This is a genomic window from Vibrio breoganii (assembly GCF_001677275.1).
In the GTDB taxonomy this organism is placed as follows: domain Bacteria; phylum Pseudomonadota; class Gammaproteobacteria; order Enterobacterales; family Vibrionaceae; genus Vibrio; species Vibrio breoganii.
In genome coordinates this window covers 1,060,821-1,076,203 of the sequence record NZ_CP016178.1, presented here as the reverse complement: position 1 = coordinate 1,076,203, position 15,383 = coordinate 1,060,821, and the positions used below count along the sequence as shown (strand labels likewise).

The window sequence follows — 15,383 nt, the reverse complement described above, 5'->3', positions numbered from 1 at the left end:
AAGTACATTGCTCTTAATGTGCTTTAGGACGCTTTGCGTAATTATTAGACACAAAACGGTAAACAAGGCTATTTAATGTGTGAAATATGCGTTAAAGAGACTAGACTAAAATTGTTATCTCTTTAATGTAACTACTGATTAACTATACGTTTTTTGAATGAAACACCGCTTACAGGGAGTGTAAGAACTTAAATGGATTCCTTTTTCGATACCAGCGCCAGAAAAAGACAAACAATTAAAGAAGTATTAGCACCATCATTGCTTATTAATATTTTGTCTTTAGCTATTCCATTGGTTGTCTTGCAGATATACGACAGAATTCTACCTAACCAAGCTTATGGTACCGCCACACTACTTTTAGCTGGGGCGAGCGTTGCGATACTGCTAGATGCCTTCTTACGTTTTGTTCGTACTTGGTTGCTAGGTGCAGCAGCGACCAATACTGAACGCAGTTCTTATGAAATATTGGTTCACAAGCTAGATACCATCTCTTTTAAGCAGGTAAGAGCCCTGCACCCTGGTACCTTGCAAGAAGGCTTTAAAGGCATCAGTCAAATTAAAGACTTTTACTCGGGCGGGTTTGTCAGTGGTTTGATAGATGTGCCATTCGTCTTGATATTCTTAGGTCTGGTTTACTATGTTGGTGGAAATCTGGTGATTATCCCTATCATCGTGTGGGCCATCACTGCTGTATTAGTGTGGGTGTTTTCTAGTCGCTCTAATACGCACGCACAAAATGCTGCGAATAGTGAATTGGATAGAAGCGACTTAGTAGTATCGATTTTCTCAAAGATCGAAACGATAAAAGCGCAAGCAAACGAAGCTAAAATCTTCCATTTTTTCCGCAAGCTAAATCAAAAGCGTTGGCTGGCTAGCTCTGAAGCTGAGCGTCAAACGAGCATTGCGCAAGAGGCGATTCAAGTAGCGGCACTGGGCACTTCGGTGGCGATTGTTTTGGTAGGCAGCTTAGATGTACTAGCAGGCACGCTGACCACAGGTGGATTAGCCGCCTGCTCTATATTATCGGGGCGTGCAGTTGCGCCTATGAGTGCGCTTATGGGTCTTCGCCTAAAATACAGCACCTTTAAAGCGTCGAACGAAGCCGTCTCAAAACTACTCAATGCGATTGATCATGAAGACTCTCAATCCAATCGCACGTACCTTGAGCCACTCCAGAAACTCGCGTTAGATGAAGCGAAGATCTCGTTGCTTAATACCCCTTATCAGTATTCATTTGATGTGACTCCAGGCGATGTGGTGGTACTCGAGTCTGAAACCCTTGCCAATAGCTTCCTGTTGGCAGCCGTTGCTGGGGTCGAGAGTGTCGATTCCGGCTCGATCAGTTGGAATGATGCTGTACTTAGTGAACAGGCGCACAATCATTTATCGCAGATTAGCGCAGTGGTGCGACAGCCACAGGTGGTTTCCGGTTCGTTGCTAGACAACTTGAGTGGCTTTGACTCTAACAATAACGAAGCGGCGCAAACCATAGCGAAGGCTATAGGGTTGCAAAGAATTATCGCCGAACTTCCAAATGGTGTGGAGACTAAGGTCGGCATGCAGATTGGTAATAACCTCAGCGATGGCAGTATTAAGCTTGTGGCTATTACCGCGCAATTGGCTAAGCCTACCTCACTGGTGTTGTTAGATTGCCCTGAGCAAGACTTAGATCTGGAATCAATTTCTCAGTTAATTAAAGTGATTGAGTATTACTCTAAAAATGGCAGAAGCTTCATCATTAATAGTCGAAACCCTGACATATTGGAGCTTGCTACTAAGCGTGTTTCTCCAAGTAAAGTGGAGAATAACCAATGATTTATACTTTGTCTCAGAGCGTATTTGGTCTTTTACAAGCGATCGATGCGGACACCAATCACCAGCACTTTTGCAAGCAATGGCAACAACAGAACAATGTCGAGTCGTTGGATGATTTGCTGACTTTACTAGAGCGTCTTGCTATCCCGTTTCAAGTACTCGGGAGCAACAAAGCGATTGGTAAACAAGAGCACATTGCTGTGCTTCAAATTCAAAAAGAACAGGCAACCGTAGGGCGTTACTCTTTAGGTGGCTATCAAGAATTTGAAGGCCAAGAGTTTGTTGAAGCAGCAACCCCTAAGGCCGCAATAGATTCCTTGTTTATTGTAATTACGGGCTATCCTGAAGAAAAACACTCACCAGATTGGTTGGGCAACCAACTCAACCAGTATCGTCCGCTTATTCCAAAGTTGTTAACGATTAGCTTCATCGCCAATTTATTTGCCTTGATGATTCCGTTTGTCACTATGTCAGTCTATGACCATGTCATCGCGGGCGATGCCGGGCATGAGGTGATGGGAATAGGCATTGGCGCCTTATTACTGTTTAGCATGATTCTGTCTTTGAAGGTGCTTCGTAGTCAGCTTCTTTCGACTATCTCAAACCGCATTAGTAGGGAGATATCAGAGGCAATCATTAACAAAGTTCTTGCCACACCGCTTGCTCAAAATCGGTTAACAAATGGTTCTAGCTTGATGGCAAGGCTGACCAATGCAGAAAGCTTAAAAGGCGTAGCGCAAGGGCCTTTGGGGGGCGCGTTATTTGATGCCCCGTTTGTTCTGTTGTTTATTGTGGCCATTGGATTTTTGGGTGGTTGGATTGTTGTTGTTCCTATAGTTGCTTTGCTCGTGTATTTCCTGCTTGCGGTACGAAGCCAAAAACGTATTGCGCAAAAATCGAATAGGCAAACCATTGCTGGTACCTCAAGAAACAGTCTCCTTATGGAGATCAACACTAAGCTGACGTTCTTGAGAAGCACAGGGTACTTAGGACACTGGTTGAAGCGCTTCAAAAAGGCCAACTACCTGGCATCTAAAAATAGCTTTGATCACGTGGCTCACCAAGCTAAGTACACCTCCATTTATTATGCGGTGGGTTTGCTTAGTACCTTAGCGGTGATTGCGCTGGGGATTGACTTGATTTTCAACGAAGTAATGACGGCCGGTGGCCTTATTGCCAGCATGATGCTTATCTCTCGAGTAACAGGCCCTGCTCAAATGCTCGCCAACAGCTCTGGACGCTTTAAACAAGTGGCGGGTGCAAAACAGCAAGTGAACTTTGCACTGTCGCAAACGGTTGAAGGGGACTTTATTTATCAGCATCAACCGCTTTCCGACAAGCCGCCAACAATCGAGTTGGATCAAGTCACTCTGCGTTACCCGAGCCAGCAAAAGCCTGCATTATCAGGAATAAGCTTTTCTATAGAGCCGGGGCAATTAGTTGTAATTACAGGGCCAATGGCATCGGGAAAAACCTCCTTATTAGAGGTAATCTCTGCACTGGTACCCACGCAAAATGGCTCAGTGAAAGTGAATGGCAGCAATCTTTCTCAGTATGATCCCTTGTTGTACCGTCAATGGTTAGGGTATATGCCGGCGAGAAGAGTGCTTCCTGTTCTATCCATAAAAGAGTTCATTGCGGACAGTCGAGCTTGTAATGATGAAGACATAGTGGCAAGTATTGTGGCGGCTGGTGGCGAGGAATGGCTGTCATCCCTGCCGGAAGGCATCAACACTCAGTTGATGACGCTAGTGAACAATGATGTGGTAGGTGTGGTTACTAATATTCTTATTGATGCAAAATTTAGGCTGCATGACTTTCCAATGTATCTGTTGGATAACCCTGCTGTTGAAATGAAAGAATGGATTCTATCAAAACGAGGCGCGGCAACTGTGGTAATGACGACGCATGATAAAGAGATGATCAGTTTAGCTGATCAAGTGGTTATCCTTGACGGGGGCAACCTTGTTTATGCTGGGCCTGTTCCCGAGGCGCAAGAAGAAGGCGCGCAACCGCCAGCGGCAATGGAGGTGTCTTCATGAGTGATAATCATGTAGAGGTGATTGAATCAGGGGCGATCAAGCGCCTTCTGGGTTACAGCACATTGTTAATTGCTATATGTGTGGCAGCGTTTGCAGCCTGGTCAGTACTCACCAAAGTAGATGAAATTGCCAAAGCTAAAGGTGCAGTGATTCCAGAGGGTGAGCGTCAGGTCATACAAAGTGAATTGGGCGGCAAACTAAAAACAGTCTTTGTTAAAAGAGGGGACTTAGTTGAAGTCGGAGACTCCATTGTAGAATTTGATGATACCTTCCAAGCATCTGCTTTAGATGAATTGAAGGCGCAAGAGGCATCACTAAAGTTAACTATTGAACGTTTAACCGCCCTTATAGAAGAGCGAGAGCCCAACTATTCAGAGTACGAAGAATCATACCCTGCGGTAGTCGCTGAGCAGCGAGCACAACTTGCTGCGGCAAAAAAAGTGTATTTTCAAAAACGCATTGTATTAGAAAAAGAGAGTGAGCAGATAGCAGGGCAGTTAAAGAGTATTGACCGCGAACTGCCAGCTGCAATCCGTCAATTAAGGGCCTCTCAGAACGAACTGGCTATTTTGGAGAAGGGTTTAAAATCAGGAAGTATTTCTAAAATACGCGTGTTGGAGATGAGACAAACCATTGCCTCTATAGAAGCTGAAGTAGAGCAAGACAAAGGCAAGAAAGCCGTTCTTGTAAACCAAGCAGAAGCGACGGTCTTGAAGATTGATCAACTACTTGCTGAAGCAAAACTCGAGGCAAGTAAAGAGCGTTCTAAAGCGGTAGATGAATTATCAGCTTTGCGCGCGCGATTGCGCTCTGGACAAGCAAAGGTCAGCAATACACTAGTGACCTCGCCGGTAAAAGGGTTGATTCAAAGCCTACCTACCACTAAGAGAGGCGGTGTTATTCAACCTGGTGGCACTATTGTTGAGATTGTACCTGTCGAGGGCAAGGCGCGCTTTAAAGCCAAGCTTTCTCCAAGAGATATCGGCTTTGTTTCTGTAGGCCAACCAGCACGAGTGAAGGTAGATGCCTTTGATTACTCTCGATTTGGCGCACTTAAGGGTACTGTTATCAATATCTCTCCAACCACCAGTCAAACAGAGCGTGGTGAGATTTACTATGACGTGACCGTAGATGTGGAGAAGGCTTATTTCCGTGATAACCCTGAGCAATTTACGATATTGCCCGGTATGACTGGAGAAGTGGACATCACTACGGGTGAGAAGACGGTCTTCCAGTATCTGTGGAAACCTATTTATACCAATGTGAGCAGGGCGTTTGGGGAAAGGTAGATTTCATTTGGTTGGAGAAAATAAAAACAGCGCTATATAGCGCTGTTTTCTTATTGAAAAGGTCCCCGATAAAACATTTCCGGTACGACGAGCGTATGAGTGCAGGGTAGTGAGAATGTGCGCTCTAAGATCCTGCTGGGCTGGCTTCCAGTTTTCATCAGGATGACGAACTGGGGTATTTTCGCGTCTCTTAAATGCTCTTTCTCATAGTGTAATCAATACCGTCATCCTGGAAGTTGCGGAGCAACTATCCAGGATCTTAGAAGCAGCCTGACTAACCGAGTGCTCCCCAAGATCCTGCTGGGCTGGCTTCCAGTTTTCATCAGGATGACGTGGTGTTTATATTCTCTTTTCATATGCCTACGTACACGTCATTCCCGAGTGCTTTAAGGTTATTCGATAGCTACTGGGCTATAACATTGGTCTAAGCTCGCCTTGTCGAACACCACAATCCAATCGTCATCAACACTCCAGTCGAAGTTAGTAATATCACAATCTTGGGAGCCGATACTGTCTGTTACGGTAATAAGAACATCTGCATCTTCTGCAACTTCAATGACAGGGGATAATGTGCCCTGAGTTAACCCGGTTTGAACCTGTATACCGTCGATACTGAGGCTGTATGTACTTGCATTAGAAGAGGTGTCTCTTAGGTTCATTACATACAATGCGGCTTTGTCATCCGCTACTTCATCGTCAGGCTCATCGAAGATAATCAAACGCGGTGGATCATCAACGGCATTAGTGACATCGCCAACTGCGAATACGAGTTTGTCATCGTTAGAAGAGCTTACATTAAGATCTTGTTCATCCAGTACTGTGTCAGTATTGTCGTCTTTAAGAGCCACTTCGACTTTATAAGAAGGGAGTTCAGCACCTTCATATTGAATCAGTAGGCTTCTATATGTGACCACGCCGTACACGGAACCATCGAATAAGGTCACCTCTTGAGAAAATGGCTCTACACTGTATTCCGCTTCTGAGCTAACCCCAGTACTCACATAGTTAAACGATTGAAAATCAACATCAAAGTCATTCAGTGAGGGTGAATTATCACTATCACTGCCTCCACAAGCAGCAAGAAATACAGATGACGCTATCACTGCGAATTTAAATACTGTCTTCATTTTTGCTCCTTGATTAAATCATGCTACGTCTTAAGTTAATTATACACCCGACCAATTAATGGTGGTGATCAGGTAAATCCATCACATCGGGTAGGTCATGTTCGATATGCTCTTCATCCAATACATGCTGTTCATCGGCTTTGTGCTCTTCACCATTGTTATCAATAAAGGCATCAACCGGATGCTGATGAGCAAGTTCATCACCCTGATTTAATAGTAAATCTAAATCAGGGGCAGGCTCTGGTGTTGGCATCGCAGAGTCACCCGTTTGTGGCGCATCATGAAGGCCCACAATATCCGTATACGGATTGCTTCCCGAAGAGCTATGATCGTCCGCAAGCGCACTTAATCCAGCCATTAGGTCATGATGGGTATTGTCATCATCAGCGTACAGGGTGACTTCAATAACTTCTGGCTCTGGAGCGGGTTCGTCATGCTGCACTGTTGGTGTAACGGGAGTTACAGACATACCAACAAGATGGGTTGAGGTTTGATTGTGCCCACTGTGGCCATGTATATAAGTCACATCGAGGTTAACTTTCACATCTACATTTGATGAATGAGTATCATGATACATGATCTGAAAGACATCATGATGCTGCTCACTGCTAGTTTGCCCAGCCCAATGAGTACCACCTTGGACTTTTTGTCCTGCCGTGGGTGCACTGCTATACTGATAATCCACATGCCCTGTTTGCGGGTCAATGACTAAGGTTCCGTATTGACCTTGTAGATGGGTAACAATGTGTCCATGAGGATCTAGAATCCCCCAGCCAGAACCCACCTGAGGGTGTAGTTGCTGAAGTAGCGGTGGCGCTATGAGAACACCAGTAACATGAGAACCCACACCACCCCCTCCTGTTATATGAGGAGTTTGTATTGTCGGTAAAGGCGGTGTACTGGAACCGTCAACCACAAATAATGGGCTGTGCATAGCAGCATGATTACCCGCTTTATCTGTTGCTGAAACAGCGACTTGATGTACTCCACCAGTCAACGAACTAGCCACCGATGCGGGTACAGCGATAGACCACTTTCCAGAAGATACTTGCCCTTGATAGGTGTGATGGTCAATTTCTACCTCAATGGTTTGTCCATCTTCCACACCTAAAACACTCCCTGAAATATCAAAACTATGAGTATGTTCTGAACCCGTTAGCATGTTGTCTTGGCTGATAGGGTTCACGGATATTGTCGCAACGGTATCAATAACCACTGCCAAGGGATGGGAGTGTACTTGTGTAGATGACAATGGATCTGTCGCTACAGCTTGTAGTGTGTGCGTTGCATCTGTGAGCCCCGGTAGGTTAAGGTGATAATCTCCATTTCCATCAGATACTGTTGTACCTATAACCTTTCCATTCTCAACAATATCAACGCTCGAATTAGGGATTAATGTATGCCCTTCTACACTTGGAGTATTGTCATTGGTGATGAGGTCGCCTTTAGAACCGCTATCACTGCCAGTTGCTAAAGCTAAGGACACGGTATTAGGTTGACGTGGCGTGACTTCAATAGAGAGAGAGTTTTGAGAAGAGTCGCCTATTGGGTTACCACCCTCATCGCCTACTCGATAAACCATGTTTGGCACTTTACCTGAAAAACCTGCTTCCGGTGTGAAGGTATAATGACCATTCGCTTCGATCGCGAGTGTGCCTATGCCCATCATGGTATGGGGCTGCCCGGGCTTGACTGCGACATAACCTGAAACCGGGTCTTTTATTTGGATATCTTGCAACACCAGATGAGCGTTGGAATCGGTGTCTGTTGCGGCACCACTTAATCCTTCATGAGTCCCTAATCCAGTAATTAGGTTCCCTTCTATTGGTCCACTATTTTGGATGCCAGAATCAGTGAGGCTGTGCAAACTAGGAGCATCAGTAGTCCCATTAATAGTCACTGTAATGGAATGCTTGGTACCGTCTTTTGAGGTGATTTCAATGCTATCTGTGAGTGTTTGCCCATTGTCTAAGTCTTGAATAGGAACACTATTGTTGTCTGCCGTATAGAGCCAAGACCCATTAGGTTTAACAATAAAGTGTCCATAGGTTCCATCCTGCGATACAAGTGACTGACCTTTGAGATCTAATGCGGCTTCACCTTGCCCATCAACATCAGAGATAACCAGGTGTCCTTGACAAACAAGGGCGTCTGGAACGGTTGGCTGCCCAGAAATATGTATGTTGTGTTGAAGATTTGTATCTTCACCAATGCTGCCGGAGTCACCGGTAAATGTTGCGACATCATTAACAGCTGCAAGCGTTGTGTTTGCTCCCGTATGAGCAATACCACCGTGTCTATCCGCAACATCGTAAGTAAAGTGAACCGTTCCGTTGTAATTAGGGTCGGGGGTAAAGGTGAAACTGCCATCTGAATTTGATACCAAATTGCCGTGGTCGGCCGTCAAGTTTTGAACGTGTAACCAACCTCTATCGTTAGTATCAACATCTGTCGCATTAGCGATTAACTCAGCTTGTGTAATATGTATTGAAGTATCTTCCGTACCTGAAGGTAAAGTGACCTCACCACTAACGGTTGGTACATCATTATTGCCATGCACAACAACGGAGACACTTTTCGAGACATGGCTTCCATCAGTAGATACTGCCTCAACCGTAAAGTGCTCCCAATACTCGTCGCCGTCTCCTAGTTTTGTCGCTTTGCTCTGGTCAACGTCATAATGCCATTGTCCGTCTGCACTTAGGTGGAACGTGCCATACTGACCGCTAATGCCACCTGTTGGTGTTTGTGTCCAGCTCACCGTATCGTGGAGATCAACATCGTGTGCGACTACATTGCCGGAAACTGAAGCGCCTGTTTGGGCATTTTCGACGACATGACCCAGTTCTGAATTGGAATCGATGACGACCCCATCCTCTGTGCCGTTAACCTTAACCGTAATAGGAAATTCAGTACCATCGGTTGCTATTAGCTTTATAGATTCAGTGAATGATTCACCATGCTTTAATTCTTGAACGTGAACATTATTATTGTCGCCAATATAACTCCACGAATGCTCACCTTGATGAGGTCCACTTGCGATAGTGTGGAACTGGAATCTGCCATAAGGAGTCGTAACATCTAGGTCACTGCCTATATTCCATGTGTATTGTTTGCCTGCAAATTCGACCGTGACTTGAGTGTTAGGGCTGTCTACATCCGTAATTTGTAGCGCTTGCCAATCAACAGCGTCCATAATATGGGGATTCGTATAAACAACAGTGGCTACATCTTCAGTCGCTACACCATGGTCAACGCCAGAAATAATGGTTTTGTCATCGACTGCCGCAAGTGTCGTACTCGCTCCGGTATGGGTTACTCCGCCGTGTGCATCTTTGACGTCATAGCTGAAGTGCACATCGCCGTTATAGTCTTTTTCTGGAGTAAAGATAAATGTGCCATCGGCATTGTTTAGAATGGAACCATGGTCGGCATGCAGGTTTTCAATGGTTAGTTTACCGGCATCGTTTTTATCGACATCGACGGTATTCGCTAATAGTTGCGTTGTGGTTAAGTTTTGGCGTGTATCTTCACTACCATTTGCAAGCACAACTTCAGATGAACAGTAAGGTCTGTCGTTACTGCCATGAATAGTGATGACGATGTCGTGAGTTGTACCATCTTTTGAATGGACTGTAATCGTATCGGTTAAGCTTTGTCCTTCACCAAGCTGGTCAATTACAGTGCCATGCGTTGTGGGTCTAGCACCTATACCTGATAGATGTCCAGCATCGGCATGGTAATGCCAGGTGCCATCGGTGAGTAAGATTAGATCGCCATAGGTGCCGTGATAGTCATAACCATTGCTGCCTTGGCGTTCAAATCCTGACTCGCCTACATCGGGGTCTGTGATGGTTAGCTTGCCATCCGCATAAAGTGTTGTATTGCCAAGTGTGGCGATGCCTGAGTGAGCATAGTCAGGTGACATGTCGACACCCGCGCTGTTTTCGGTTATTGAACCAGTATCAACGCCAGCAATTTGGGCTTTATCGGCAACCGCCGAGAGCGTCGTTGATGCGCCAGTGTGTGTTACACCACCGTGGGCATCCTTAACATCATAGCTAAAATGCACATCGCCGTTGTAGTCTTTCTCTGGGGTAAACGTAAACGTGCCATCGGCATTTAATGCAATAGCGCCATGATCAGCCTGTAGGTTTTCAATGGATAATTTGCCAATATCGTTGTCGTCAACATCGCTAGTATTAGCCAGTAGCTGTGCTGGGGTAAGGACAATTTTATTATCTTCTAAGCCATTCGCTAAACGTACTTCAGATGATGCGACGGGAGCATCATTGGTGCCGTGAACGGTCACTGTAATATCTTTTTTAGCACTGCCATCGATAGATTCAACGGTAAAGGTTTGCTGGAAGCTTTCCCCTGCGCCTAAACGTTGGACTTTATCATTGTCAATATCGTATGACCAATGACCCTGTGCGTTGATATTGAACCGACCACCTTCGGCGGTGGTGATGGTTTGTGCAATAAAACCGGCTTGGTCATGATCCGGGTCAATGACCTGTAACGTGCCACCACTGCTGAGCTGATTGGTGGTATTGCCAAAGGAAGTGTGATCTTCGTAAACATGATTATTGAGGCTGGAGTAGGGCGTCACTGCAATTTTTGCTTGGTTATCTTCACCGGTCACTTTCACCATAATGGTGAGCTTCTGACCATCAGTGGTTTCGACTTCGTAGGGGAGTTCCATCGACTCGCCAGCATGTAGGCTACCAATGAGATCATCCGCATGACGATTGGTACCAGCATCTAATCTGAATTGATAAGTGCCATTAGGCCAAACATCAAGGTGACCAGGCTCAAACCCTTGACCTAAATACTTCCCGCTAAATACAAACTGAGTGTTATCGCCACTATCAGGGTCAATCAGCTGAAGCTGGCCTCTATAGGATTTAAATTCACTATCCAGCGCTTGTGTTTCTGTAAGCTGAATGACATTAGAAACCAGTGTGGCTTTATCATCTGTCCCGGCAATCGTAAGCGTGGCGGTTTGTTGCGTACTTCCACCATGGCCATCTTCTACTTGATAAGTGATAGCGATTTGTTGCGACTGACCATTGGCCAAATGGTTAAATGCGGGATCAGTGGCATCAACAATTAATGTATGACCATCAGTATCTAAGGTGATACCTGCGGGGATTTTCCCTGCCTGAAGTTGACCATCGATGGCATATTCAAGGTGACTGACGCTTAAAGCGTCGCCGTCTTTGTCTGTGGCACCTACTAGCAGATTGAGGGTGTGATGATTATCGGCCCCCTCACTGACACTGTCGGTTAAAGGCGTCACATCAGGGTTGTCGTTAACCGCAGCTAAGTTGGTGGTTGCGCCGGTGTGTGTTACACCACCGTGTGCATCTTTGACGTCATAGCTAAAGTGCACCGCGCCGTTGTAGTCTTTTTCTGGGGTAAACGTAAACGTACCATCGGCATTGTTTAGAATAGAGCCATGGTCAGCATGCAGGTTTTCAATGGTTAGTTTACCGGCGTCATTGGCATCCACATCGACGGTATTCGCTAATAGTTGCGCGGTGGTTAAGGTTTGGCGTGTATCTTCACTGCCATTTGCAAGCACCACTTCAGATGAACAGTAAGGTCTGTCGTTACTGCCGTGAATGGTGATGACAATATCGTGTGTTGTACCATCTTTTGAATGGACTGTAATCGTATCGGTTAAGCTTTGCCCTTCACCAAGTTGGTCAATTGCAGTGCCACGCGTTGTGGGTCTAGCACCTATACCTGATAGATGCCCAGCATCGGCATGGTAATGCCAGGTGCCATCGGTGAGTAAGATTAGATCGCCATAGGTGCCGTGATAGTCGTAACCATTGCTGCCTTGGCGTTCAAATCCTGACTCGCCTACATCGGGGTCTGTGATGGTCAGCTTGCCATCAGCATAGAGTGTTGTATTGCCAAGTGTGGCGATGCCTGAGTGAGCATAGTCGGGTGACATGTCGACACCCGCGCTGTTTTCGGTTATTGAACCAGTATCAACGCCAGCGATTTGGGCTTTATCGCCAACAGCCGAGAGCGTCGTTGATGCGCCAGTGTGTGTTGTACCACCATGCGCGTCTTTCACATCGTAGGTGAAGTGGACGCTGCCGTTGTAATTGTGGCTTGGAGTGAAGGTGAAGGTTCCATCGTGATTGTCTTGAATCGAGCCATGGTCAGCATGCAAATTAGCGATAGTGAGCTTACCTGCATCGTTGGCGTCTACGTCAACAGTATTAGCGATTAGCTCGGTTGCTGTGATGGTTTGAGCAAGATCTTCTTTACCGCTGTTCAGTTGCACTTCACCAGAACAATACGGACGGTCGTTATCGCCATGAATGGTGATAACGATATCGTGTGTGGTGCCATCTGCAGATTTAACGGTGACAGTATCGGTTAGTGATTCCCCTTTACCCAGATGATCAATAGCTCTGCCGGTTGCATCTTGGCCGATGGAAGCAAAGTAGCTCCAGTCCCCGTTAGTTTGAAGTATGACACGACCATGTGAACCATAATAAACGCCTGTTTGGGCATAGCTTTCACCTGCATCAGCATCCACTATCGATAGGTGGCCATCGGTATGAATTTCATCGTTCCACAATTTCCCGATGTTTCCATGCATATGATCAGGTGAACGGTCATCAACATAGCCACCAGTCATACTACCGTCTGGTGCGGTGAAAGTGTGTCCTTCATGGACATCGCCGGTCGATGTCCCCATGATCACCGCAGCATCATTGGTGCCATTCACCGTAATCGTCACTTGATGTGGTGTGCCATCGGCAGAATGAACGGTAATAGTATCGGTAGCGGTTGCCCCTTTACCTAACGCTTGAACGGTAGGGTTAGTGTTATCCAGATCGTACGTCCAAGCACCTGAATCAGTCAGATGCAGAGTACCCAGATTGCCTGCAATATCGGTATTGGAGAAATGCGCTTCGCCGGTATCGACGTCCGTTACTGTCAGTGTTCCTGAAGTTTGAAGTTGAGACTCTTCGGTTACCGCACCAGAGTTTGTGCCACCAATTACCGCAGTATCATTAGTACCATTCACCGTAATCGTAACTTTATGAGTCGTACCATCGGCCGATTGAACTGTAATGATGTCAGTGGCGGTTGCTCCTTTACCTAACGCTTGAACTTTCGAGTTGGTGTTATCCAGATTGTACGTCCAAGCACCATTGTCTTTAAGGTGCAGGGTGCCCAGAGTGCCTGCGATATCGGTGTTGGAGAAGTGCGCTTCGCCGGTATCGACGTCCGTTACCGTCAGTGTTCCTGAAGTTTGAAGTTGAGATTCTTCGGTTACCGCACCTGAGTCGCTACCTGCAATCACGGCTTTGTCATTGGTGCCGTTAACCGTAATTTTAACTTGGTGTGGTGTGCCATCGGCAGAATGAACGGTAAGAGTATCGGTAGCGGTTGCTCCGTTACCTAACGCTTGAACTTTCGGATTGGTGTTATCTAAATCGTATGTCCATGCACCATTGTCTTTAAGGTGCAGGGTGCCCAAAGTGCCAACAACATCGGTATTGGAGAAATGCGCTTCGCCCGTATCGACATCGGTTACCGTGAGTGTGCCTGAGGTCTGAAGTTGAGATTCTTCGGTTACCGCACCTGAGTCTGTACCTGCAATCACGGCTTTATCATTGGTGCCGTTCACAGTAATGGTGACTTTATGAGTCGTACCATCGGCCGATTGAACTGTAATGGTGTCGGTGGCAGTGGCTGCTTGCCCTAAAGCTTGTACTTTTGGATTGGTGTTATCTAGATCGTACGTCCACGCACCATTATCTTGAAGGTGCAGTGTGCCTAGAGTACCGACCAAATCACCACCCTGGAAATGCTGTTGGCTTGCATCGGGATCGGTAACATCTAGCTTACCTGATACTTGCGGTTGCTTATCTTCAACAACACTCCCTAGATCGTTACCTGAGATGACCGCAGTATCGTCTTGCCCGTTGATGGTCACAACTATTTGTTGCTCAGTGCCATCAACAGAGTGAACAGTGATGGTCTCTTGCAACATTTGCCCAGAGCTTAGTGCCTGAACGGTATTGCCCGCGTTGTTTACTTGGTATTGCCAATGCCCTGACTCATCAATCGAGAATTCACCATATTTGGTTGCTTGGTTATGCACGGCAACTAAAGAATCTTGGTCGTGATCTTGGTCGCTAACCGCCAATGTGCCTTGGGTGGTAATTAAGCCATTAGAGTTAACATTAAGATCCTCTGTCACAGCCCCAGCTAGGTCGCCACTAAATTGGGCTGCTTCGTTGTTGCCTGTGATTGGAACTGCAACGGTTTGCTGCAGGCCATTCGACAAATGAATAACGAATGAGTCCGTACCTAATTCATGGCCTTGCAGAAGAATAAAGGCAGGCGACTTTGGATTTAGGTTGTAGGCGTAATGTCCATCTGGTCCAACGGTCAGAGTCCCATACTTACCCGTTAGTGTTTCTTCTCGATAAGTAACTGTGCTTTCTGTAGGTTGTTGCGGTGAGGCAGTTTGATAGCCTTGAAGTTCGGAAGCATGAGTATTCGCTACCTCGTAGCCTACATTCATAAAGGGATGTGAGATAACTGGATGGTGAGAGTAGTTCGAAGAATGCGCTTGAGAATGAATCGAATTGCTATCTTTTTCATCAGCAGTTGTGATTATGTTCTGCTGAACTAGTGAAGTTGCAGAAGCACTGTGTTCTGTTTCAGTAGCGTGATGAACGGTAGGGGCACTGATTTTGGAATGAGATTCTAAAGGCGCAATTGCAGATGAGGTATCAGTTTCAGTAGCATCAGCTTTTCTAAAACTTGGAAGAACAAGCGATAGGGTTAAACCCAACGGAATATAGATTTGTTTTTTCTTGGTTTCTCGTTCTTTTTTTACGGCTCTTTTTGAGGCATCTGCTTTTGCTGACAAGTCCTTTTGTACAGCTTTTGTGTCGGTATTTTTGATTACTGATTTACTGTCTTTATTCTGCTTGCTTTTATCGCTCATTAACATCACCAATACAACTTCCATTTATTATCTTAACTTAATGGATGTTTGTGTTAATTTCCACTAACAAGCAGTAATTAAAGTCAATTAAAACAGGGTGATAGGTGACTGATGT

At 45.8% G+C, this 15,383-nt stretch carries 5 protein-coding genes; 3 read left to right on the top strand and 2 right to left on the bottom strand.

Going from position 1 to position 15,383, the window contains the following annotated elements; translation table 11 throughout:
* The first annotated feature begins 192 nt into the window (after positions 1 to 192).
* The 3 genes from A6E01_RS17690 to A6E01_RS17680 are packed head-to-tail and all read left to right on the top strand — an operon-like array spanning position 193 to position 5,146.
* Positions 193 to 1,815, top strand: coding sequence for an ABC transporter transmembrane domain-containing protein (locus A6E01_RS17690; RefSeq protein ID WP_065210880.1), 1,623 nt, complete (start codon positions 193 to 195; stop codon positions 1,813 to 1,815).
* On the top strand, positions 1,812 to 3,857 hold the full coding sequence (locus A6E01_RS17685; RefSeq protein ID WP_017029496.1) for an ABC transporter transmembrane domain-containing protein: 2,046 nt from the start codon (positions 1,812 to 1,814) through the stop codon (positions 3,855 to 3,857). Before A6E01_RS17690 ends, A6E01_RS17685 begins: the two co-directional genes overlap by 4 nt.
* Complete coding sequence (locus tag A6E01_RS17680; protein ID WP_017029495.1) at positions 3,854 to 5,146, top strand: HlyD family type I secretion periplasmic adaptor subunit; 1,293 nt, start codon at positions 3,854 to 3,856, stop codon at positions 5,144 to 5,146. The genes A6E01_RS17685 and A6E01_RS17680 overlap by 4 nt, the downstream gene beginning before the upstream one ends.
* Positions 5,147 to 5,538: 392 nt before the next feature.
* On the opposite strand, the gene A6E01_RS17675 is transcribed toward A6E01_RS17680, so the two are convergent.
* A complete protein-coding gene (locus A6E01_RS17675; RefSeq protein WP_065210879.1) occupies positions 5,539 to 6,273 on the bottom strand; it encodes a hypothetical protein in 735 nt (244 codons plus the stop codon).
* 55 nt (positions 6,274 to 6,328) lie between these two features.
* The gene (locus A6E01_RS17670; RefSeq protein ID WP_167714335.1) at positions 6,329 to 15,268 is read right to left on the bottom strand and encodes a VCBS domain-containing protein; all 8,940 of its coding nucleotides are present in this window, start codon (positions 15,266 to 15,268) and stop codon (positions 6,329 to 6,331) included.
* Positions 15,269 to 15,383: the final 115 nt, after the last annotated feature.